The organism is Mesorhizobium sp. WSM3879, from assembly GCF_002294915.1.
Taxonomy (GTDB): domain Bacteria; phylum Pseudomonadota; class Alphaproteobacteria; order Rhizobiales; family Rhizobiaceae; genus Mesorhizobium.
The window spans coordinates 171,145-193,377 of the sequence record NZ_NSFZ01000010.1 but is presented as its reverse complement, the minus strand read 5'-3'; the positions used below and the strand labels follow the sequence as shown (position 1 = coordinate 193,377).

Below are 22,233 nucleotides of genomic sequence, written 5' to 3'. Positions count from 1 at the left end.
GTCGCGCAGGGTTGGCCCTTACCAGCGCAATGTGGGCAAAAGGTGACAGGCTTTTTAGTCAAACCTAACGCATTTCGGTAGGCGCATCAGCTCCTATCAGCGTCAGGCCGGAGGTCAAAACATCCGAAACAGCCTGCACCAGCCCCAGTCTGGCATACGTCAATTGTGGGTCGTTAACCTTAACAAAACGTAAGTCTGGGTTGTCGGTGCCCCGATTCCAGTGTGCGTGGAAGCTCGACGCCAGATCGTAGAGGTAGAATGCCAGCCGGTGCGGCTCCAGCGCAAGCGCCGCGGATTCGATTAGCCGTGGATATTCAGCGAGTTTCCGGATCAGGCCGATTTCGCCCTCGTCCGTCAGCGACGCAACCGAGGCCACAAGCCGGTCGCGGTCGAAATTCGCTTCGCCCAGTTGCTCGCTCGCCTGCCGGAACACCGAGTGGCAGCGCGCCGAAGCGTATTGCACGTAGAACACCGGATTGTCCTTGGACTGCTCGGTGACCTTGGCGAAGTCGAAATCGAGCGGCGCATCATTCTTGCGGTAGAGCATCATGAAGCGGATCGGGTCGCGGCCGACCTCCTCCACCACGTCGCGCAGCGTGACGAAATCCCCTGACCGCTTCGACATGCGGACCGGCTCGCCGTCGCGGAACAGCTTCACCAGTTGGCAGAGCAGGACCGTGAGCTTGACCGTGTCGCCGGCGACCGCTCGAGCCAGCGCTTCGAGCCGCTTGACGTAACCGCCATGGTCGGCGCCGAGCACATAGATGAGATCGACGAAGCCGCGCTCGACCTTGTCCTTGAGATAGGCGACGTCGGCGGCGAAATAGGTGAACGAGCCATCCGACTTCACCAGCGCCCGGTCCATGTCGTCGCCGACCGCGGTCGAGCGGAACAGCGTCTGCTCGCGGTCTTCCCAGTCGTCCGGCTTCTCGCCCTTCGGCGGCGGCAGCTTGCCCTTGTAGATATGACCCTTCAGCGTCAGGTCGGCGATTGCCGCGCGGATCTTCTTGGCGTTGTCGGCATGCAGCGTGCGTTCGGAGAAGAACACGTCGTGATGCACGTTGAGCAGCGCCAGATCATCGCGGATCATCGCCATCATCGCGTCGACCGTGCGATCCTTGACGATCGCCAGCGCTTCGTCTTCCGGCATCTCCAGCAGGCCGAGGCCGAACTGTTCGGCCAGCGCCTGCCCGACGGGTATCAGATAGTCGCCTGGATAAAGGCCTGGCGGAATCTCGCCGACGGCTTCGCCGAGCGCCTCGCGATAGCGCAGCATGGTCGAGCGTCCAAGCACGTCGATCTGCGAGCCGGCATCGTTGATGACATATTCCTTGGTCACGTCGTAGCCGGCGAAGGCCATCAGGTTGGCTAAAGTGTCGCCGACGACGGCGCCCCGGCAATGGCCGACATGCATCGGGCCGGTCGGATTGGCCGAGACATACTCGACGTTGGCCTTGCGGCCGCCGCCGATCTTGGAGCGGCCATAGTTGCGGCCCTCGCCGAGCAGCACTGCCAAATGCGCCTGCCAGAAGCCGTCCTTCAGCCGGAGATTGACGAAGCCCGGGCCGGCAACTTCGGCCGAAGCGATGTCGGCATCGCTGCGCAGCGCTGCGGTCAGCTGCTCGGCCAGCGCGCGCGGGTTCTGGCCGGTGGGCTTTGCCAGCACCATCGCCGCATTGGTGGCAAGGTCGCCATGACTGGCGTCGCGCGGCGGCTCGACCGCGATGCGCGACAGATCCAGCGCTCCGCCATCCTTGTCCTTCAGATCAAGGGCTTCGACGGCTTTTACGATCCGCGCGTTGAAATCGGCGAAGATATTCATCGGGTATGCTCTGGGCTTTAAGAGGGACCGGCTGCTTGGCCGACAAAATCGTGGCTCGCCCTAGCCCAAATCCGGCGTATGGTCAAACAATCGCCTGTGCTCCTTGAGCGCATAGGTATCGGTCATTCCGGCCAGGAAATCGGCGACGCTGCGCGCCTTGATGCGATCCTGCGCCCTGTCGAGCCCTTCGCGCCAGCCGTCCGGCATGGCGCGCGGGTCGGCGAAATAGACATCGAACAGGTCGCGGACGATCTGCTCGGCGTCGGCCCGCACGCGCATCACTTCGGCATGCCGGTAGAGATGCTTGTAAAGAAAGGCCTTCAGCTCCTTTTCGGCTGCCGCCATCTCGGCCGAGAAGGTGACCATCGTCTCACCCGCGGCCCTCACCGCATCGGCGCTGTCCGGCTTGAGGCGCTCGATATTGTCGGCAGCGGCAGCAATGACATCCTCCACCATCAGCGTGATCTGCCGCCGCATCAGCTCGTGGCCGGTGCGAACGTCATCGAGTTGCGGATAGCGGGCGCGCACGCGCTTCAGGATCGAGCCCGGCAGGCCGACGTCTTCCAGCATGTCCAGCGTCAGCAAGCCGGCGCGCAGGCCGTCGTCGATGTCATGCGTGTTATAGGCGATATCGTCGGCGATCGCGGCACACTGCGCCTCGATGCCGGCGAAGCGGTCGAGCTCGAGGTCGTGCAGTGCGGAATAGTCGCGGATCGCCTGCGGCACGGCGCCCTTGAGCCCCTTCCCGCTTGCATTGGTAAGCGGCCCGTTATGCTTGACCAGCCCTTCCAGCGTCTCCCAGCTGAGGTTCAACCCGTCGAACTCGGCGTAGCGCCGCTCGAGCCGGGTGACGACGCGCAGCGACTGCGCGTTGTGATCGAAGCCGCCCCAGCCGGCTATCTTTTCGTTCAGCGCCTCCTCGCCGGTATGGCCGAAAGGCGTGTGACCGAAATCGTGCACCAAGGCCACTGCCTCCGCCAGATCCTCGTCGACGCGCAGCGCGCGTGCCAGGGCGCGGGCAATCTGCGCCACCTCGATCGAATGCGTCAGCCTTGTGCGGTAGTGATCGCCCTCATGCGCAACGAACACCTGCGTCTTGTGCTTCAGCCGGCGGAAGGCGGTGGAATGGATGATGCGGTCGCGGTCACGCTGGAATGGCGTGCGGGTCGGGCTTTCCGGCTCATCGAACAGGCGGCCGCGCGAGCGCGCCGGATCGCTCGCGTAAACGGCGCGCGGCCGGTAGCCGAAACCGATATCGCCGAGAGCACCCTTGCCCATTCGCCCACCAGTTGACTTGCCCCCCTCAGCTTCATACCTATCATGGGAAACCGAAAGCAAGGTGACGCCGATGGGCGCGGATGCCAAGACTGCCATGAAGGTCGAGATGACCGAAGCGGCCGCGAAGCGGATCGCCAGGATTCTGGCCGGCGAGCCGGGCAAGAATGCCTTGCGCGTTTCCGTCGAAGGCGGCGGCTGCTCCGGCTTCTCCTACAAGTTCGATCTCGTCGACAGTCGCAACGACGACGACGTAGCCATCGAGAAGGATGGCGCCACGATCCTCATCGACGACCTCTCGCTGGTCTATATGGGCGGCTCGGTGATCGATTTCGTCGATGACCTTATGGGTCAGTCCTTCCAGATTCGAAACCCGAACGCTGTCGCCTCCTGTGGCTGCGGCACCAGCTTCTCCGTCTAGCGGGCCGCCATGCCCACGATAGGCGCGGTCCGTCAGGTCGCGCTGTCGGCCGGGCGCGATCTCGATAGAACGCTGGCTTTCTGGCACGATGTGCTCGGCATGAGCGTGCATGCGCGCTACGATCCGCCGGGCATCGCCTTCATCATCGCGGGCGGCGTGCGGCTGTTCTTTGGCGACGGCGTGCCCCCTGGCACCGTCTATCTCGATATCGCCGGCCTCGAGGCCTTCCATGCCGAGGCGAAAGCCGCCGGTGTTCCTTTCACCGCGTCGCCGGCGCTGGTCCATCGCGACACCGAGGGCCGGTTCGGTCCGGCGGGGGAAAGCGAATGGATGGCCTTTCTAAAGGATCCGGCAGGCAATACGATCGGCCTCGTCGAGCGCCTTGCGCCGGAAGAACATTGAGGTCCGCATGAAGATCGTCACCTGGAACATCAACGGCGTTCGCGCCCGCATCGGCAACCTCACCCACTGGCTGACCGAGAGCGCGCCGGACATCGTGTGCCTGCAGGAGATCAAGACCGTCGACGACCAGTTCCCGCGGGCCGAGATCGAGGCGCTGGGCTATAATGTCGAGACCAACGGCCAAAAGAGCTTCAACGGCGTCGCTCTCCTGTCGAAGCTGCCCTTCGACGAGGTCAATCGCGGTTTGCCTGGCGACGATGCCGACGACCACGCGCGCTTCATCGAAGGCGTCTTCTCGACCGATAAGGGCGCGCTGCGGGTCGCCTCCCTCTATCTGCCGAACGGCAACCCAGTCGATGACGAGCGGAAGTTTTCCTACAAGCTGTCATGGATGGCGAGGCTAGAGCGCTGGGCGGAAGAGCGGCTGAGGCTCGAGGAAGCGCTGGTGCTGGCCGGGGACTACAACGTCATCCCCGAGCCCGCCGACGCCAGGTTCCCCGAAAACTGGCGCAGTGACGCGCTATTCCAGCCTCAGACGCGGGAGGCCTTCCGGCGCCTGAAGAATCTCGGGTTCACGGAGGCCGTGCGCGCCGTGACCGATTCGCCGGATGTCTATACTTTCTGGGACTATCAGGCCGGCGCCTGGCAGAAGAACAACGGCATCCGCATCGACCATCTGTTGCTGTCTCCCGAAGCCGCCAACCGCTTCTCGTCGGCCTCGGTTGAAAAGCACGTCCGCGCCTGGGAAAAACCTTCCGACCACGTGCCGGTGGCCATCGATCTGCGCTTGCAGCCGGCCTGAAGGCGCTGCTTGCGGACTCTTGCCGAACCCTGATGTCGCCACAAATCGTGTGTCTGATGCGGGATTGTTGCGGGGTTCGATGGCGATCCGATTTGTTCTTTGCCCGGTCGGCCTTGCGCTGGCATTTGCCGCGCCGGCGCTCGCGGCCCCGGAGTGCCTTGCCAACGGCAAATCGTTCAAGCTCGGTGAGACGGCTTGCCTGACCATTGCCGGCGAAAGTCACCTCGCCCGCTGCGACATGGTTCTCAACAACACGTCCTGGACGAAGGTCCAGGACGACTGCCCCGGCGAGAATCAGGCGCCGAAACTGCACCCGACCTCAATCACGGCGCCGACGGAACCTACCGAAAATTGAAGCCGAAGCTGCGGCCTACTGGTCGCCGTTGTTGCCCTTGGTCAGGATGTCGTCGGCGAGCGAAATCGCCGTGCGACGGTCGGCTTCGCCAGCCGCGGCGAAGGCCTCTTCCTGCATGCTGCGGATCCAGGGCTGATCCGCCGGCGGGGCACGCTCCAAGGCAGCCGTCATCATCGCCAGGCCGCGCACGATCTTGCCGCTCTGGAACAACAGATTGCCGAGCGTCGCCTGCGCGCCGGCATGGCCTTTTTCGGCCGCGAGTTGCAGCCAGCGCCCGGCCTGCTTGACGCTGGCCTTCACGCCGCCCTCGCCTTTGAGGAACATCTGACCGATCTCGAACTGCGCGTTCGGGTTGCGGTAGTTGGCGGCGGCGCGCATGTAGTATTCCTGCGCCGCAACCTCGTTCTCCTCGACCGGGCTGCCGGGGATACCTTTGCGCAGATAGTCGCCGAGCGCGACAAGCGCATCGGAGACATAGCTTTCCTCGGGCGAGCCGGGCTCGACATCCTGATCGACGATCTCGGAGAAGAACTTGAAGGCCGCATAGTCGTCGCGGGCCACGCCGTCGCCCTGCGCATACATCCGCGCAAGCTTCCAGGTGGCGCCGATCTGGCCGTTCTCGGCGGCATATTTATAGGCCTCGACCGCTTGGTCCTTGTGGCCGTTCTTGTAGGCGGAGAAGCCGAACTGGAACACCGCCCACGGGCTCGACTGCGGCTTGACCCCGGTCTTGTCGTCGAACACCTTGTCGTCGAAGGCCATGACCTGCCCGACGGCGCCCAAGGTCGCCACCGCGACCAGTGCCGGCAAGACAAATGACCTCAACACCTCAAATGTCCGCATAGCAGTGTATTTCTTTTGCGCCGCCCGGATGGGTGACCGCGCCGTCGCGGGCCGACCCTACGGTCTGCGCATATTTCCAGATCGCGCCGGACTGATAGTCGGTCTTGCGCGCCTTCCATTTCTTGGCCCGGGCCGCCAGTTCGGCATCCGACAGCGCCACCTCGATCGTGCCATTAACGGCATCGATAGAGATCACGTCGCCATTCTTGATGAGCCCGATCGGCCCGCCGACCGCCGCCTCCGGCCCGACATGGCCGATGCAGAAACCACGTGTAGCACCGGAAAAACGGCCGTCGGTGATCAGCGCCACTTTGCCGCCCATGCCCTGGCCGTAGAGCGCTGCCGTCGTCGACAGCATCTCCCGCATGCCCGGACCGCCGCGCGGCCCCTCGTAGCGGATGACGAGAACCTCGCCCTCCCGGTAATTGCGCTGCGTGACCGCTTCGAAGCACTCCTCTTCCGAATCGAAGCAGCGCGCCGGGCCTGAGAATTTCAGCTCCGACATGCCGGCGATCTTCACGATCGCGCCTTCGGGGGCGAGGTTGCCCTTCAAGCCCACAACGCCGCCTGTCTTGGTGATTGGCCGATTGGCGGGACGCACAACATCCTGGCTCTCATTCCAGGCAACGTGCTCCATGTTTTCGGCCAAAGTGCGGCCAGTGACCGTCATGCAGTCGCCATGCAGATAGCCGTGGTCGAGCAGCGTCTTCATCAAGAGCGGAATGCCGCCGGCCTCGAACATGTCCTTGGCGACATATTTGCCGCCGGGCTTGAGGTCGGCGATATAGGGCGTCTTTTCGAAGATCGCCGCCACGTCGAAGAGGTCGAACTTGATACCCGCCTCATGCGCGATCGCCGGCAGATGCAGTGCCGCGTTGGTCGAGCCGCCGGTGGCCGACACGACCGTCGCGGCATTCTCCAAAGCCTTGCGGGTAACGATGTCGCGCGGCCGGATGTTTTTCGCGATCAGCTCCATGACCTTTTCGCCGGAGGCGAAATTGAACCGGTCGCGCATTTCGTAGGGCGCAGGCGCGCCGCAGGAATAGGGCAAGGCCAGCCCGATCGCCTCGGCGACCGTCGCCATCGTGTTGGCGGTGAACTGGGCGCCGCACGACCCTGCCGACGGACAGGCGGCCTGCTCGATCTCGAGCAGCTCGGCATCGGAGATCGTGCCGACCGAATGCTGCCCGACCGCCTCGAACACATCCTGCACGGTGATCTGCCTTCCGCGGTAGCTGCCGGGCAGGATCGAACCGCCATAAATGAAGATCGACGGCACGTTGAGCCGCACCATCGCCATCATCATGCCGGGCAGCGACTTGTCGCAGCCGGCAAGCCCGACCAGCGCGTCATAGCAATGGCCACGCATGGTGAGCTCGACTGAATCGGCGATCACCTCGCGCGACACCAGGGACGACTTCATGCCCTGGTGGCCCATGGCGATACCGTCCGTGACGGTGATGGTGCAGAATTCGCGCGGCGTGCCATTGGCGGCCGCGACGCCCTTCTTCACCACCTGTGCCTGGCGCATCAGCGAGATGTTGCAGGGTGCGGCCTCGTTCCAGCAGCTGGCGACGCCGACGAGCGGCTGCGCGATCTCGGCCGCCGACAATCCCATGGCGTAGAGGTATGAACGATGCGGCGCGCGCGCCGGACCTTCGGTCACGTAGCGGCTGGGCAGCTTGGCCTTGGAGATTGCCTTGGCGTCCATCGTCGTCCTTGCCGCACACCCCGCGGCCGGTCCCATCGCCGGGCCAACCTGGCACGCGTCCCGAGACCTACTCGAGTTGCTCCGGGTTTATGGCGGGAAATGGGCAGTTCCCTCGGCGACGCTCTTAGCGCGGGGCTTGTTCATAAACTGTTGCTGAAACGTCACACTCGCTCGGTCGTGAGGCGAATCTGCAGTTCGAGTCAGCGGTCAGGGCCGCCGCAATAAAAAAGGCCGGGCAATGCCGGCCTTTTCGTTCAAATTGAAGGAGTTACCACTTGACCTTAACCGATCCCGAAATCGCCGAAACGAGGTCGTTGCCAAAGTCGGCGGTGTAATCGGTCCCGTAGGTCACGCCGTCGGAGCCGACGACCGAATGGATGTGCCCGCTCGTCAAGACGCCAAGCGCACCGCCCAGACGAAGCTCGACGTTCTTGGTCGGCGTGTAAGCGACGCCGGCGTTAACTGTCCATGTGTCGGTCTGAGTGCTGAGCCCGGTCGTCGTTCCGCGGTCCCAAGCGATACCGGCCGCACCACTCCACTGCTCGTTGAATTTGTGGCCGATGCCGGCTGCGACTGTCCACCCGTCACGGTAGAGCAAATCAAGCGAGGTTGCACGCGCAGGACTCGTTGTCGTACAGGCGAGCACGCCCTGGGTCGATGTCGGGCAGAACGGAATGCTTTGCAGGACGCTCCAATTGACCCATTTGATGGATCCAAAGGCAAGCCAGCCCGGTGCTATACCTGATTGGAGCTTCAATTCCACGGACTCGGGCACCTCGGAGGAGCCGTATACGTCGGTCACGCTACCCAGAAGCGGATTTGCGGGATTGATAAATCCGGGAACCTGGGTCAGATCAAGCGTCCCGCTCAAGTTGTCAAGCTTGACTGCCGAGTTATAAACTAAACTGGCGCGCAGAGCGATTTCCGGAATCTCGTAGGCAACGCCGGCCCGCCATCCCCATCCGTCGCCCTCCAGATCAAGACGACCTATGCCTGTGCCAAACATTGCAGGAATAGGCGCCACCAATTGTTCTTTGAAGCCAGAAACATCCTCGTGAAAGACGCCCCCAATAAGACGAAACTGACCTTTGCCTACGTCCATCTTGTACGAGCAGGTTGCGCCGAACGCCTCGCTCTCGACCTTTGTCTCAACGTTGCTTTGCGCGCCGGCCCAATTGGCACCAGGGTTGCTGAATGCACCGATTGGCTGAGAGTAGTCGCCAAGGCAATCGACTGGTCCCATCCCAATCTTGATTCCCACGTTCGGCACCCAATAGCTTTCGGTATCACGGGCAGTGCTTGATCTTCCTAGCGCGGTGAGGTCGCCGTCAGACGGATCGGCGTCCCTTGCATTCTTGAGGTCTCGTTGCGGCATCACGTAGGTACCCGTGACTTCCCCCGTGATCTGCGCTGGATCGAAAAGCAGGTCGATGTCGTACCAACCGCGCTCCAAGCCACCGGCATGCGCCGGGTGCATCGCCGCTCCGACCAAAGCCAGCGAAAAGCACCCTGCCCCCAGCAGTGCTTTGAGCCGCAACATATTCATGGAAATCCCTCCCCGAAACACGAAGTGGGGCAAGCTAGAACCAATTCCGGTTAACGGCGCAACAACGAATTCGTGAGCTGTACATGTACACCTTGACAGCTCGTATTTTGGCCATGGTCATCGGCCGCCAATTGAGCCCCAAAGGCGGCTCACCCGGCATCGGACGGAGAGAAAAAATGCAAAAAACGGCCCGAAACAGCGCAAAAACGGGGCCATTTTGAGGGGAATGGACCCATTGTCACATTATGGCAACAATCGGGCCAAAACTTTCCGTTTACGTCAAGATTAACGCAGCGGCAGGCCCGTATCCGAGTGAAATGACGCATCGGAAACCCGCGCTCCAGCGGAGCCGAATCTTGTCGTTCAGTCGGCGTCGCGCACCCTGGTTAAGGCGACCGAAAGCTTTTCTTGCGCCTCGCGATATTCGGCGAGTTTCTCGCGCTCGGCCTCGACCACCTCCTCCGGCGCGTTGGCGACGAACTTTTCGTTCGACAGCTTCTTGTGCAGGCGCGCGATCTCCTCGGTCACCTTGGCCAGTTCCTTCTGCAGCCGCGTTGCTTCGGCCTGAAGGTCGATCAGGCTGCCGAGCGGCAGACAGACGGTTGCCTCGTTGAGAACGATCTGGGCCGAGCCTTTCGGCGGCGCATCGACCAGCGCGATGTCGCCGACGCGCGCCAGCCGCTTGATGGCCTGGGCGTGGCGCTCCAGTCTTTCCTGTGTAAGGGCATTGGCGCCGATCACCGTCAGCGGCGCGATCGCCGCCGGCGGCACGTTCATTTCCGAGCGCACCGAGCGAATGCCGGAGACGAGCTCGACCAGCCAGTTGATGTCGGCGGCAGCCTCGTCATCCTCGAAATCGGGCGCGGGCCAGGCGGCGTGGCAAAGCAGGGAGGTGCGTACCTTCCCCTCGCCCGCGGTCTGCGCCCACAGCTCCTCGGTCATGAACGGCATCATCGGGTGCAGCAGCTTGTAGTTCTCGTCCAGCACGAAGGCGACACAGGCCCGGCTCTCCGCCTTGGCCGCCTCGTCCGTGCCCATGAACACCGGCTTAAGCAGTTCCAGATACCAGTCGCAGAACAAGTTCCAGACGAAGCGATAGGCGGCGCCCGCCGCCTCGTTGAAGCGGTAGGTGGTGATGCCCTCCGTGATCGCCCGCGCCGCCCGCGTCAGCTCGGTCAGGATCCAGCGGTTGACCGCGAGCTTGGCGTCGTGCAGCCAGAAATCGTCGTTCCTGGCGACCTCGTTCATTTCGGCGAAGCGCGTGGCGTTCCAGAGCTTGGTCCCGAAATTGCGGTATCCGGCGATACGCGCCGGGTCGAGCTTCACGTCGCGCCCCTGCGCTGCCATCACGGTCAAGGTGAAGCGCAGCGCGTCGGCGCCATACTCGTCGATCAGTTCGAGCGGGTCGATGACGTTGCCTTTCGACTTCGACATCTTCTGCCCGTTCTTGTCGCGCACCAGCGCATGAACATAGACCGTGTGGAACGGCTCCTCGTTCATGAAATGCAGGCCCATCATCATCATCCGGGCCACCCAGAAGAAGATGATGTCGAAGCCGGTCACCAGCACGTCGGTCTGGTAGTAGGTCTTCAGCTCCGGCGTCTGGTCAGGCCAGCCGAGCGTCGAGAACGGCCACAGCGCCGAGGAGAACCAGGTGTCGAGAACGTCCTCGTCGCGCGTCAGGATCTCGCCCGGCTTGAAATTTTCAAGCTTGTCCTCGACCCAGGCCTTCCACGGGCCTTCCAGCGCCAAATAATATTCGACCGCCGCGGCCAGCGCCTCCTCTTCGGTCTTCTCGACGAAGACGCGTCCGTCCGGCCCGTACCAGGCCGGAATCTGGTGCCCCCACCACAGCTGCCGCGAGATGCACCAGGGCTGGATGTTCTCCATCCAGTCGTAATAGGTCTTCTCCCAGTTCTTCGGCACGAAGTTCGTGCGGCCCTCGCGCACAGAGGCAATGGCCGGCTTGGCGAGCTCCGCCGCGTTGACGTACCACTGGTCGGTGAGGAACGGCTCGATCGGCACGCCGCCGCGATCGCCATGCGGCACCGTGTGGCGATGCGGCTCGACCTTTTCCAGGAACCCGCCGGTTTCCATCAGCTCGACGATCTTCTTGCGCGCCACGAAGCGATCCAGCCCGTCGAGCTCATCCCAGACGGCCTGGCGCTGCGGCGTCACTTCAAGACCGGCAAGGAATTCCTCGTTATCCTTGAGCTTGATGTAGGCTTCGACGGTCAGGATGTTGATCGCCGGCAGCTTGTGGCGCTTGCCGACCTCAAAGTCGTTGAAGTCATGCGCTGGGGTGATCTTGACCGCGCCGGAACCCTTTTCCGGATCCGAATACTCATCCGCCACAACCGGTATCCTGCGGCCGACGATCGGCAGGATGACGTTCTTGCCGACCAGATCGCGAAACCGCTCGTCGTCGGGGTGAACTGCCACCGCCGTGTCGCCCAGCATGGTTTCCGGGCGTGTCGTGGCGACGGTGATGAACGTCTTCGGATTCTCGGGATCGAACGCCAGGCCTTCGACCGGGTAGCGGAAATGCCAGAGATTGCCGTTGACCTCATGCTGCTCGACCTCGAGGTCGGAAATGGCCGTCAACAGCTTCGGATCCCAGTTCACAAGCCGCTTGTCCTTGTAGATCAGCCCCTGCTGGTAGAGGGTGACAAACACCTCCAGCACCGCCTTGGACAGACCCTCGTCCATGGTGAAGCGCTCCCGACTCCAGTCGGCCGAGGCACCGAGCCGCCTCAGCTGATTGAAGATCGCGCCGCCGGATTCGGCTTTCCACTCCCAGACCTTGTCGATGAACTCCTCGCGCGTCAGGTCGCGGCGATGGATCTGCCTCTCCATCAGCTGCCGCTCGACAACCATCTGCGTGGCGATGCCGGCATGATCCATGCCGGGCTGCCACAGCACATTCTTGCCGCGCATGCGCTCGAACCGCACCAGGATATCCTGCAGCGTGTTGTTGAGCGCGTGCCCCATATGCAGCGAGCCCGTAACGTTGGGCGGCGGGATGACGATGGCGAAGGCTTCCGCCCCTTCCTCCGCGCCGGCGCCGGCGCGGAACGCATCGGCCTCTTCCCAGATTTTGGCGATCTTCGGCTCGACGGTCTTGGCGTCGTAGGTTTTATCAAGCATGGAGGAAGTCCGAACTGTCGGGAACAAGCGTCCGGTGTAAATCGGAAGCTCTTGGCCGAGTCAACCGCGAGAAGGATGGGCCCGCCTTGCCCAGATAGGCTTGCGGCGATCTGCGGCAAGCCCATGACTCATCGCAAGACAAATCGCGCGGCCGCATTTTCGCGGAAACAAAAAGCACCGCCCGACGGCGGCGCTTTTACGCTGAAAGCCCAGACGAAATCACTGCGCGCCGCGCGCCACGCGCTCGATTTCCTCGCGCACCAGCCGTTCGACCAGTGTCGGCAGGTTGTTGTCGAGCCAGTCCTGCAGCATCGGCCGCAGCATCTCCTCGGCCATCTCGTCGAAGCTCTTCTTGCTGCGGCTGGCGAAGGCATCGGAAAGCTCGCCGAAGGCCGCCGCGACCTGACGGCCCGCATGCTTGGACAGGATTGCCGGCCGGGCTGGCGGCAGGTCGGCCGAGGATGGCGCCGAAACGTTGTCGGGCGCCGCGGTTTCGGTGGTTGGCGCGGCAAGATCCTCCTCGTCGATCTTGACTTCGGGCGCCACTTCCGGAGTTGCTACCTTCGCCTTGACGGAGTTTCCGCCAACGGCGGCGATCTCGCGCCGCCAATCGGCGACGATGGTATCGGCACTTTGCGGCACGCTCTCCGCTGCCCTCGCGACCGCCGGGGTGTCCGGCTCGGCGGCTACCCTGGCCCCGACTTCCGCCAGGGTGGTGGGAGCGGGCGCGGTCTTCACCGGTTCAGGGCCGGTCTCGGCGATCGTCGGATCGGACGCCGCAAGCTGGGACTGTATCTCCGCCAAACTCACCGGCTTGCTGGGAGCGGATCCGGCGTTGAGCTCGGAACGGAAGGGGTCAAGGTCGGCCGTCTGCGCCGCCGGCGTCGGCCGGAGGTCCTGGCGAACGTCACCGTTGTCCGCCGCCGGTTGCTTGCGGCCGGTATCGCTGTCCTCGATGATCCTTCGGATGGAAGCAAGTATCTCTTCCATGGAAGGTTCGCGCTGCGCGCTGCTCGCTGTCGCCATCGTCACATCCGCCGCCTTTGTGACTTGTTCAAGATTTCCATTCCGGCAAGACCGGAATTCGAATCAATGCGGACAGCGTAACCGACCGATCGTCATCCGAGAATCCCCAATCTGGGGAGACGTTGGATTTCAACAGATTAGCTCGCTACGCCGCCGGCAGCCGACCGTCTGGTTCCAATGCAAAAGCGCCGCGCATCCATTGGACACGCGGCGCTTTTGGAAATGCCAAAGGTTCAGCGGCCGTCCGGCGTGCGCAGCCCGATCCACTTGTCCTTAACGGCGTTGTAGTGCTCTTCCGGGTTGTATTTCGTGACCGCCAGGCCGAGTTGGCCGGCGGACAGGCGGCCGATCGCCGACAGGATGGCGTAGCTCGCCACGACGACATCGCGCTCGGAGCTCGCCTGGTTGATCTTGGCGGTGATGACGGCGTTCTGCGCGTTGAGCACGTCGAGCGTCGTGCGCTGGCCGACATTGCGTTCCTCGATGACGCCGTTGAGCGCCAGTTGCGCGGCGGCGATCACCTGCCTGTTGGCATCCACGCTTTCGCGCGCGGCGGTGTATTGCGTCCACGCCGAAGCCACGGCCTGGCGCACCTGGTCGCGACTGACGTCGACCTCGATGCGTGCCTGGCTGAGCGATTCCTTCGATTGGCGAACCAGCGCAGAGGTGCGCCCGCCCGAATAGATCGGCACGGTAAGCGTTGCACCGATATTGGCCGAATTGGTCGTTCCTTCGGAACCCGCCGATGCAAAAACGCCGGGCGAGGTGTTGCGATACTGGCTCGAAATCCCGGCGCTGGCGGAAAGCTGCGGCAAAAGCGCCCCTTCGGCCGACTTAACCGAAAAGGCCGCGGCGTCGACGAGATGCTCGGTGGCAAGGATGGCCGGATGCTCCGCGGCGGCAATGGTGAAGGCCGAATCGAGGCTTCCCGGCAGCAGCTTTCCAACCGGCGCGGCCGCCTTGAGCTTGCCCGGCTCGTCGCCGATGATCTGGTGGTAGGTCGCAGCGCTCGCCAGCGCCGTCGCGCGAGCGCTGGCGAGTTGCGCCACCGCGGTCGCCCGCGAGGCATCGGCCTGTGCGACGTCGGTGCGGGTGCCCTCTCCGACCTCGAAGCGCGACCGCGCGGCGCGCGCCTGCTCGGTCAGGAATTGCAGGTTCTGTGCGGTCAGGACCGCGATCTGGCGATCACGAATCACATCCATGTAGGCGCTTACCGCGTTGAACAGGATGTTCTCTTCGGTGTTGCGGAGACTTTCTTGCGAGGCCCTGACCTGCGCTTCGGCGGCGGCGACATTGTTCTTGGTTTGAAAGCCGTCGAACAGCGTCTGGTCGATCTCAACCCCGAAATTGCCCGTAGTGATATTTAAGGTTTGACCCAGGTTGTTGTTGCGGCTGCTCGTGTAGTCGATGCTTGCCGATCCCCTGATCGTCGGGCGGTAGCCGGACTTGGCGATGGCCACTCCCTCGTCGGTGACACGGGTGCCCGCGCGGGCGGAATTCAGCTGGGAATTGTATTGATAGGCTTTGGCGAGCGCGCCGGTGATGGTTTCGGCGGATGCTGCCAGCGGCGAAAGCGCGGTCGCCGAAACAAGTAAGGCTGATAGAAAAGTCTTGTGTAGGGGCGGCACGTATTATCCCTCATTCGTTTGCATGGGAACCACGCCGCGCACCTTTTCCTTCCGGATCAGCTAGCGCCGCGTGTTTATCGTCCCCCGCTGACAGCCCCCGAAAATGCACGTGAAGCAAATCAGCAACGATTGTTCAAGCGCAAGCGATCATGACAGCGCCTTCGCTGCAAGGCAAAACCGCTCAAAATTCGAACGCATGAGCACGTTCGAACCCCGGTAGTGGCTTAATTGCCGCATTAAATGCGCGTCTGCCGGTTACAACCCCCCCGGCCTTGACAAAAAGACGCGCAACGCCGGAGTTGCCCTGCCCCTCGACCACAACCAGCCGTCCGTCCTCGGCGAGCTGGCCGAGCAATGCCGCGGGCACCTCCTCGACGCTGCCGCCGATGAAGATGACGTCATAGGGCGCCGCGGCGGCATGACCCTGCGGTAACGGCCCGGTCACTACAGTGGTGTTCTGGCAATCCAGTGCCGAAAGGGTCGACTTCGCGGCTTCGGCAAGCGCCGGGTCGCTTTCGAGCGCAACCACCGATTTTGCGATTCGGGAAAGCAGCGCGGCCGAATAGCCGGTGCCGCAGCCGACATCGAGCACCGAATCGGTGTCGCTGATTTCGGCCAGTTGCAAAAGCTTGGCGAGCGGTGACGGTTCCATCAGATAGCGGGCACCGCCGCCACTGACGCCATCGGTGATGCGGATGTCCTCGTCGATATAGGCAAGGTCCCGCTGCCCGGCGCCGACAAAAGCCTCGCGGGGCACGGAAAGCATCGCTTCGATCAGCGGCGCGCTGGTCACATCGGTGGTGCGGATCTGGCCATCGACCATCTTCACGCGGCGTTCGGAGAAATCAGCGTTCATGTCCCAACCAACCCGCTTCCCACGCCCAATTCGTGCCCGCGCCCGATCCGATTTCCAGGCAAATGACGCGGGCCAATTCGACCGGAACCTAGCGCTCCGGCGCGACAGCGCCGGAGCCCGGGCATTGGAGGCCTCGCCCGGAATCGAACCGGGGTGCAAGGATTTGCAGTCCTCTGCGTAACCACTCCGCCACGAGGCCTTCCACATGCTCCCGGCGTTCCGGGGCAACTCAATATGTTGGCGGTGAAAGGTCGTCAAGCACCGGCAAGTCATTCCCGATGCTTTCCCATTCCTCATCGAAGGCAGTGGTTGCCGATTGCTTGCGGCCGATCCCGATGGTGTCGCCGGCACCTGCCGGACTCTCTCCCTGCAAAAGCTCTCAATCCGGCCGGCGGCGGCGTTCCCACCAGACCACGAAGCGGCGCCTGTGACGACGCACCAGTGCGAATTCGTAGGACAGGACCAGCAGGCCGATCGGAACCATCCAGAAACCGAGAATCGGCAGAAAGCCCAGAATCCCGCCGATTGTGAGCAGCACGCCGATCGCGATCCGCAATCCCCGCGAGCGCGGCATGGAGAAGTCGCGGCCGAAGACCGTGATCTTGCGCGCCGGCGGGTTATCGTCGTCAGTTGCCGTCATTCAAAGCCAGATCCCATCTGCGCGGCCGATGTCATAAATACCAAAGGACGACCAGCCGCATTGTTCCATGCCGGTGTCAAGCCGCTCATATGTGGGCACGCCGAAGCGATGCCACATATCGCCGCACGAAAAACTGCAGAAAAATTGCGAATTGCTGCTTTGCAAAGCCGAAAGGTGTTTGCTATAGGCTGCGCCACTCACGTCAGAGCCTCCGTTCCCCGGTAGCTCAGTGGTAGAGCAACCGGCTGTTAACCGGTTGGTCGCTGGTTCGAATCCGGCCCGGGGAGCCAACATTTCCAACGGTTTCAGAGTTTTCCAAATCAGCCGAAAAACGGCTGATCTACAGCATATCTACACAATTCGACTTCGCTAGGCGCCGATCTACACGGGAATCGCCCGAAGGAGAGAATTGCTATGGAACGGGTTTTTGATGAGCTGATCGGCCTGCACCAGCGGCAGCCGCGGCGGAAAATGCACGCCCCTGTCGCGGCATGGGCCTTTCGCTTCGCCGGCAATCTGATGACTGGCGTTGCCATTGGTATCGGAATCGCGGTCGGCTTCGCCGTCGCTGGGTAGCCCGGCCACCTGAGCAGCCGGGCCACATGGCGCCAATTGGCGCTAGGTCGGTCAGCCTGCGATCAGCCGAGCCGGATCATGAGACCACCTTGCGCCCCGTTCGATTGCAGGGCCGATGATGCCGCAGGGATCATGCAAGCCGCCTTTGTGGATGCTCAGAATGCGAGAGGTGGATCCCTCCGGCTCGGTGGCCAGAACCATCATCCAGGGGCACTTTGTTTCTTCCTCGAGCAGCGCCTTGAGCGCGTAGAAGTGCCGCCTGATCCGCTCCGGTCTAGATTCCCTTGCATCCTGCGAGAATGAGATCGGATCTCGGCACGTCGACGGCTTGACGTGAGCAACCCAATTGGGCGTGCCGCCGGCCGTTGTCATGAAGCCGTTCATTGCTTCCGATAGTTCATTTGCGAGGCGAACGGCGCGCTCGTCGGGCGCCTCGGCGGTTGGGGCCGGCAGAGGCGAAGACGCCGCTGTGGCGCCTCCTATGGCCGGCAGGGAGGCAATTGCGCCGAGCGCGGCGCGCCTGGTCAAAGTGGTCATGGTCTTCCTCTCCATTTGATGATGAGGAAGCCGGGCAATGGCTGGCGATGAACGCAATGAGGGTGATAAATGAGATTCGGTCATCTGAGGCCCTGATCCGGCTTCGGGTGGCAAGTGCCGGTCGATGGCGCCAACCGTCGACCGGTGCGCCTAACGTGCGCTGGTTCGGGGAAATCGTCAACGGGGGAGCAATGAGCAAGCTAGTCCACAATGAGCGCGTGAAGCTGCAAGCGACGTTCTTCAACAGCCTCGGCGTGATATCCCTGTCGACGGGCGCCATCGTGCCCACAATCTCATTAAGCCTCGCCGGGAAGCCGCTTGAGTTTTGGACCTTCCTGCCATTCATAGCCGGCGCCGTGACCAGCGTCTTCTGCGTCATCGCAGCGAGCCATATAATCGGCACGTTGAAGGAATAGCCCTGCCAGCCTCGCCAGCGCGCGATCTGCGCCGCCGCTGTCCTACACCGGATTGAGCCCTAACGCCTCTCCACGCTTCTCCCCGGCGCGAATGCAGCGTTCCAGATTGCGGGCGTGCACTTCTGCCCGCCAGCGGTCGTGCGCTTCCTGCTGTGCCCGCTCGCGCTCGAGCCGATAGACCTCGGGCAGCGGCGGGTGATCGGCCGGCGGCTTCTTCATGCACCATTTTTCGCCGCGATATCCCCAGTGGGCGATCGCGACGAGCTCGCTGCCGTCGAACCATGTCGAGACGTTCAATTTGGGATGGTGCAGCACCCGCGCCATCCACCAAACTTTTTCGATGTCGTGATCTCCTGGCCCTTTGGCCCATGGGGTCCATCCGCGGCCAGGGCGCTCGGTAAGCTCGTGATCCCGCATGACCCTCAAACACCAGGGCCGATCTTGCGCGGATGGTCAGAGACAGTGCCGCCCGTCGTATTGCCGGCGAGTCCAGCCTTCAATTCCCGCGTCTCCCGAACGACCGGCGCATAGAAGATCAGCGAGGCCGGGCGAATGAGCAACGGGGAAAAGTCCTTCGCTAACGACGCGATTTCGGCCGCGTCGAGCTGCGCATTCCAATGCCCGATCTCTGCAATTTCGCCAACGTAAGATGCCCAGAACGTGTCTGAATCATCCCCTGTGACGATCCAGAAGTTTGTGCTTCCGGTTGTCCATGCGCTGCCGCTGTTGCCCGTCGCCTCCTGGGCGCCGTCGATAAATAGGGCGTTAGCGCCGCCTGCCGCGCGATTGTAGTTGAAAGCAATCGACCGCCAGTTTCCGTCGTTGACACTCGATGTCGAGGTGATCTGCACTTGCGCTGAAGATGAACTGACCCCTTGAGCCAAAATCTTGTTGGCGGTGTTGTTGAGAATGAGACCCCAGCCGTTTCGGCTGCCACCGCTCCAATAGGACAGCACTGCCGCGTTCACAGTGGCTTGTGTGGTTTTCATTTTGAACGCGATGCAACCTGCATTCGGCGGCACAGTGGGCACCGTCCATTGCAGGCGATCCGTTCCACCGGCGAATGATCTCGCCATTAGGCCGCCCTCCGGGCCGCCGCGGCGCGTCGCTCATGACGGTTTGTCGGCCTGCCTGCCGGATCGATCTTGCTGCCAACCGCGTCCTGCGGCCAACGTCGAAGCGTGACGGTCTCGACACCTTCGGCCGTCACCGTGGTTAGCTGGCAATGCCCGCCGACTGAGTAATAGCCTTGCGTCGGCTTGGAACGGATGAGTTCCATGAGGTCCGCGCCCTTTTCGTCGAGGTAGGCCGGATCGTTGGTCAGGAAGCGCGCGCCGGCCAGGTCATATAGTTCTTTGCCGGTAAGCTCGACGGCGCACCAAACGCTGTCTTGCCTCTGGAATTTGAAGTTGCCCAGCTTGCCGCCGGTGTCGAAGAAATACAGACCCGGCCCGGTCGTTTCGGAATGAACGGCGATCGCCAGGTCACAGTCCTTCACACCGGCCGCCCTGATATCCTCGACGTATTCGGGCAGGAAGCTTTCGGTAACGCGGTCGACTGAGCCCTCGGCGTCGGCCTCGGCGATGATCTCCCGCGCGATATGCTCGACCACTTGAAGGTTGCCCCGCCCAGTGATTGCGAGCGGCACGCTGGCGGCCGACCAGACCTTGCACACAATGCCGGTCAGGACATGATCCTGATTGTAGCGGGCGCCGTCGGTCAGCAACTGGACACGGTTCGGATGCTTCACGGCGATGAAGGCGCTCATTGACGGTCCTTTCGGGTTTTGCGGGCATAGCGCTCGACGAAGCCGGCGGCCTCGGGAGCGGTCTTGCCAGTCAGGGCGATATCGAGCTGTGCGCTGGCGATCGTCCGGTCGAGGGACCGGTTGCGCTCGTCTTGGGCTTCCTTCAGCGAAATGACCTTCTGCCGTTGATCTTCGCGCTGAGCGGCGAACGGATCGTCGCCGAAGCGCTGGCGCATGGTGGACTGGTCGCGTCCGAACTGCTGGATCCGATCGAAGCCGACCGACGCTCGAGAAGGATCACCAAGACCGTTGACGGTGTTTTCCAGCGACTTGACCTGCCGCTCCGTCGCCGCCGCCGTGCTGGTCATCGAGATGAACCGGCCGATGATGTACGAAAAATCCGGGTGCTCCTGGCCGAACTTCACCAAGGCGGCGCGCGCGTCGTTGATGCTCGTCTCGCCTCTTGAAGCCGAATCCATGATGCGTTCAAACTCGATCGACGTCTGACTGCGGCCGAGCGCGCTCTGAACCCCTTCCGGCAGCGCGCCGATGAGGCTCAGGAACGTGCCGCCCGAACCGCTGGTCTCCTTAAGCGCGGCCTGGACCTGCTCCGTCATGGCCTTGCGCGCGTCGACCAGGTTGGCTTGCAGGGCCAGCCGAGCAACACCAGGGTTTTCGAACGGACCATTCTGCCCGATGCGGGAAAGGCCCTCGTAGGCAGGCCCGAGCGACTGGACGATGTCTTTCTGCTCCGAAAGGATCGCGTTCAACTCTTTCGCCTTCTCGCGGGTGGCGAGATAGAAGGCACCGGCAGCAACGGCAGCGGCGCCGAACCCGGTTGCGATCAGCCCGGTTGTTCCGAGCATGCCGGCCAGAGCGGTGCCGGCAGCAACGGCCGAGCCCTTGATTGCGTTCAGCGAGCCGGCGATACCGCCTTCGCCCATCTGCAGCGTCTGCAGGATCTGGCCGCCCTGCGAGACGGCAATTTGCCCGGGCGAAGCGCCCATTAAGGCCATCGTGGCGACGTCGTTCGCCTGGAAGCCAAGGTTCTGCAGTTGAAAACCGGAAAGCCGGTTGCTATTGGCAGGCACCCGGTTCTGCTGTTCCAGAAAGCGGGTGTTGGCTCTGCCGATGGCGGCCGCCATGTCGTTCTGGCCGCGGACGATGAACTGCGATGCATCGCCGACCATCCTGTATTTGGCGAGGATTCCGTCCAGGATTTTGTCGGCCTGCATCATGGACACCTTGCCGGTATCGACGGCTCGGCCGAGCGTGTTGAAAGCAGTCGCCATGCGCTGGCTTGCCGCGTACCCATCAACAAACTGCCGCGACAGCCGCTCGAGCGGGTCGCCGGCGGCGCTGATTTTCGTCTGGACCTGCGTGACGCTGGCGCCGAGCGCCGCATTGCCTGCCGACGCCTGCTTGGTCGCCGAGGCGATTTGCTGCGCGCCAGCGACATACTTCGAAGCGTCGAGCTCGGCGCTGACACGAAGGCTGCTAAGCTGCACTGCCATCATCGTATCCCTTCGGATTGACCAGCCCATGGAGTTCGGAAGACACCCCAGCGATTAGGGCGTCACGGCTCGCTTGCCGCTCGTAGGGCAGCGCCGCGAGTTCGGCGACAAGGTCGCGCGACTGAGACTTCCGGCTCGTCACGTTGAGGTTTTGAGCCTGGCGGATCTGTGTCATGACCTGGCCAAGGGAATTATCCAAGGCCGTGACCAGGATGTCATTGTGCACCAGCACTTGGGCCATCTGTTCGGCGAGACTCGCCAACTCGAGCGCGTTGGCCGCGATCTCGGCGGGCGTCATCCGCTGGTGAGCGAGAGCGAGTTGTTCTGCTGCTTTCATCGATCCGATCCCTCCATTGCGGCGGCGCGCCTCGGCTTCGTCCGCCACTGCCGGTTGTTATATGCCGCGATGATCCGCTTGGCCTCAATCTCCTCCTCGACCGACGCATAGAGCAACGCGGACCAGGATGGTTTGCCGAACCGTTCGCGAAGCTCCTCGCCCTCGCGTTTATACTCGGCGATCAGCCGGTCCATTTCAGGCGTGCCGTCATTGATCAGCGTCGGCAGGCCGAAGTGCCGGCGATGGTAGTGGCGGCGCCAACTTTCATCAGCAAGGTTGCTCGGCTTCGCCGCGGCTTCCACGGCCACAGGCGGCAGCACCTCATCAGGCTTCCGGGCGCCGGCGAAAAGACGCTGGTGCAATCGCCTGCGTTCGGCCGTCGCGACGTTCAGCGCCCTGGTGGTCGCCAGCCTGGTCGCGATAGTGCCGCCATTGGCGTCTTTGCGCAGATCAGCGATCCGGCGATCAATCTCGACATAGTCGACGATGAGTTCTATCCGGCTCTCCGGGTCGAGGTCATGGCGTGCCAGATCATTGACCACGCGGTTGAAGCGGGTGCGATCGGCCTTAGACCTAAGTCGCGGAGGGCATTGCAGTTTCACAGGAATTTTCTCCTACGCATGGCGATTGAA

The 22,233-nt window shown here is 62.8% G+C and carries 24 protein-coding genes and 2 tRNA genes; 7 read left to right on the top strand and 19 right to left on the bottom strand.

Features of this window, described 5'->3' with window-relative positions:
* Positions 1-64: 64 nt before the first annotated feature.
* Together argS and CK218_RS22370 are read right to left on the bottom strand one after the other, a co-directional pair.
* Positions 65-1,822 (bottom strand): arginine--tRNA ligase, encoded by a 1,758-nt coding sequence (argS, locus tag CK218_RS22375; RefSeq protein ID WP_095828916.1) that lies wholly within the window; start codon positions 1,820-1,822, stop codon positions 65-67.
* 60 nt (positions 1,823-1,882) lie between these two features.
* Positions 1,883-3,100: a deoxyguanosinetriphosphate triphosphohydrolase gene (locus CK218_RS22370; protein WP_095828915.1), complete on the bottom strand. Its 1,218-nt coding sequence runs from the start codon at positions 3,098-3,100 to the stop codon at positions 1,883-1,885.
* A gap of 70 nt (positions 3,101-3,170) precedes the next feature.
* Here CK218_RS22370 and erpA point away from each other — a divergent pair, with 70 nt between their 5' ends.
* The 4 genes from erpA to CK218_RS22350 all read left to right on the top strand — a co-directional run bounded on the left by erpA (position 3,171) and on the right by CK218_RS22350 (position 5,077).
* Complete coding sequence (gene erpA, locus CK218_RS22365; protein WP_066999964.1) at positions 3,171-3,518, top strand: iron-sulfur cluster insertion protein ErpA; 348 nt, start codon at positions 3,171-3,173, stop codon at positions 3,516-3,518.
* A gap of 9 nt (positions 3,519-3,527) precedes the next feature.
* Positions 3,528-3,920 carry a VOC family protein gene (locus CK218_RS22360; protein WP_066999961.1) on the top strand — a complete coding sequence of 131 codons (393 nt, stop codon included), beginning with the start codon at positions 3,528-3,530 and terminating at the stop codon, positions 3,918-3,920.
* A 7-nt stretch (positions 3,921-3,927) separates the two neighbouring features.
* Positions 3,928-4,722: an exodeoxyribonuclease III gene (xth, locus tag CK218_RS22355; RefSeq protein ID WP_095828914.1), complete on the top strand. Its 795-nt coding sequence runs from the start codon at positions 3,928-3,930 to the stop codon at positions 4,720-4,722.
* A 79-nt stretch (positions 4,723-4,801) separates the two neighbouring features.
* Positions 4,802-5,077, top strand: a complete 276-nt coding sequence (locus CK218_RS22350; RefSeq protein WP_066999955.1) for a hypothetical protein — start codon at positions 4,802-4,804, stop codon at positions 5,075-5,077.
* A 15-nt stretch (positions 5,078-5,092) separates the two neighbouring features.
* Here the strand turns inward: CK218_RS22350 and CK218_RS22345 are convergent, their stop codons facing one another.
* From CK218_RS22345 to CK218_RS30305, 10 genes are all read right to left on the bottom strand, one after another.
* Entirely contained in the window at positions 5,093-5,920 is an 828-nt protein-coding gene (locus tag CK218_RS22345; RefSeq protein WP_066999951.1) for a tetratricopeptide repeat protein, read from the bottom strand.
* Positions 5,907-7,631 (bottom strand): dihydroxy-acid dehydratase, encoded by a 1,725-nt coding sequence (gene ilvD, locus CK218_RS22340; RefSeq protein WP_095780745.1) that lies wholly within the window; start codon positions 7,629-7,631, stop codon positions 5,907-5,909. Before ilvD ends, CK218_RS22345 begins: the two co-directional genes overlap by 14 nt.
* Before the next feature lie 268 nt (positions 7,632-7,899).
* Positions 7,900-9,177, bottom strand: a complete 1,278-nt coding sequence (locus CK218_RS22335) for an OmpP1/FadL family transporter (RefSeq protein WP_095828913.1) — start codon at positions 9,175-9,177, stop codon at positions 7,900-7,902.
* 363 nt (positions 9,178-9,540) lie between these two features.
* A complete protein-coding gene (locus CK218_RS22330; RefSeq protein WP_095828912.1) occupies positions 9,541-12,324 on the bottom strand; it encodes a valine--tRNA ligase in 2,784 nt (927 codons plus the stop codon).
* A 219-nt stretch (positions 12,325-12,543) separates the two neighbouring features.
* On the bottom strand, positions 12,544-13,350 hold the full coding sequence (locus tag CK218_RS22325) for a PopZ family protein (RefSeq protein WP_095778435.1): 807 nt from the start codon (positions 13,348-13,350) through the stop codon (positions 12,544-12,546).
* A 233-nt stretch (positions 13,351-13,583) separates the two neighbouring features.
* A complete protein-coding gene (locus tag CK218_RS22320; RefSeq protein ID WP_095828911.1) occupies positions 13,584-14,978 on the bottom strand; it encodes a TolC family outer membrane protein in 1,395 nt (464 codons plus the stop codon).
* 181 nt (positions 14,979-15,159) lie between these two features.
* Positions 15,160-15,834, bottom strand: a complete 675-nt coding sequence (locus CK218_RS22315; RefSeq protein ID WP_095828910.1) for a protein-L-isoaspartate O-methyltransferase — start codon at positions 15,832-15,834, stop codon at positions 15,160-15,162.
* 125 nt (positions 15,835-15,959) lie between these two features.
* A tRNA-Cys gene (locus tag CK218_RS22310) sits at positions 15,960-16,033 on the bottom strand.
* Between the two features lie 180 nt (positions 16,034-16,213).
* Complete coding sequence (locus tag CK218_RS22305) at positions 16,214-16,474, bottom strand: hypothetical protein (RefSeq protein ID WP_066999931.1); 261 nt, start codon at positions 16,472-16,474, stop codon at positions 16,214-16,216.
* Positions 16,475-16,675, bottom strand: coding sequence for a hypothetical protein (locus tag CK218_RS30305; RefSeq protein ID WP_143749685.1), 201 nt, complete (start codon positions 16,673-16,675; stop codon positions 16,475-16,477).
* A 14-nt stretch (positions 16,676-16,689) separates the two neighbouring features.
* On the opposite strand from CK218_RS30305, the gene CK218_RS22300 reads away from it, so the two are divergent.
* A tRNA-Asn gene (locus CK218_RS22300) sits at positions 16,690-16,764 on the top strand.
* Between the two features lie 124 nt (positions 16,765-16,888).
* Positions 16,889-17,050 (top strand): hypothetical protein, encoded by a 162-nt coding sequence (locus CK218_RS30740; protein WP_179294573.1) that lies wholly within the window; start codon positions 16,889-16,891, stop codon positions 17,048-17,050.
* Positions 17,051-17,101: 51 nt separating this feature from the next.
* Here the strand turns inward: CK218_RS30740 and CK218_RS22290 are convergent, their stop codons facing one another.
* Positions 17,102-17,587 carry a hypothetical protein gene (locus CK218_RS22290; RefSeq protein ID WP_143749684.1) on the bottom strand — a complete coding sequence of 162 codons (486 nt, stop codon included), beginning with the start codon at positions 17,585-17,587 and terminating at the stop codon, positions 17,102-17,104.
* A gap of 191 nt (positions 17,588-17,778) precedes the next feature.
* On the opposite strand from CK218_RS22290, the gene CK218_RS30300 reads away from it, so the two are divergent.
* Positions 17,779-18,003, top strand: coding sequence for a hypothetical protein (locus CK218_RS30300; protein ID WP_143749683.1), 225 nt, complete (start codon positions 17,779-17,781; stop codon positions 18,001-18,003).
* Positions 18,004-18,045: 42 nt separating this feature from the next.
* Here CK218_RS30300 and CK218_RS22280 read toward each other — a convergent pair whose 3' ends face one another.
* The 6 genes from CK218_RS22280 to CK218_RS22255 all read right to left on the bottom strand — a co-directional run bounded on the left by CK218_RS22280 (position 18,046) and on the right by CK218_RS22255 (position 22,203).
* The gene (locus CK218_RS22280; protein ID WP_095828906.1) at positions 18,046-18,327 is read right to left on the bottom strand and encodes a hypothetical protein; all 282 of its coding nucleotides are present in this window, start codon (positions 18,325-18,327) and stop codon (positions 18,046-18,048) included.
* Between the two features lie 98 nt (positions 18,328-18,425).
* A complete protein-coding gene (locus CK218_RS22275) occupies positions 18,426-19,079 on the bottom strand; it encodes a LamG-like jellyroll fold domain-containing protein (protein WP_095828905.1) in 654 nt (217 codons plus the stop codon).
* Entirely contained in the window at positions 19,079-19,771 is a 693-nt protein-coding gene (locus CK218_RS22270) for a hypothetical protein (RefSeq protein ID WP_095828904.1), read from the bottom strand. The genes CK218_RS22275 and CK218_RS22270 overlap by 1 nt, the downstream gene beginning before the upstream one ends.
* Positions 19,768-20,895 carry a phage tail length tape measure family protein gene (locus CK218_RS22265; RefSeq protein ID WP_179294572.1) on the bottom strand — a complete coding sequence of 376 codons (1,128 nt, stop codon included), beginning with the start codon at positions 20,893-20,895 and terminating at the stop codon, positions 19,768-19,770. Before CK218_RS22265 ends, CK218_RS22270 begins: the two co-directional genes overlap by 4 nt.
* Before the next feature lie 352 nt (positions 20,896-21,247).
* Positions 21,248-21,601, bottom strand: a complete 354-nt coding sequence (locus CK218_RS22260; RefSeq protein WP_095828902.1) for a hypothetical protein — start codon at positions 21,599-21,601, stop codon at positions 21,248-21,250.
* Positions 21,598-22,203 carry a hypothetical protein gene (locus CK218_RS22255; protein ID WP_143749682.1) on the bottom strand — a complete coding sequence of 202 codons (606 nt, stop codon included), beginning with the start codon at positions 22,201-22,203 and terminating at the stop codon, positions 21,598-21,600. The genes CK218_RS22260 and CK218_RS22255 overlap by 4 nt, the downstream gene beginning before the upstream one ends.
* Positions 22,204-22,233: the final 30 nt, after the last annotated feature.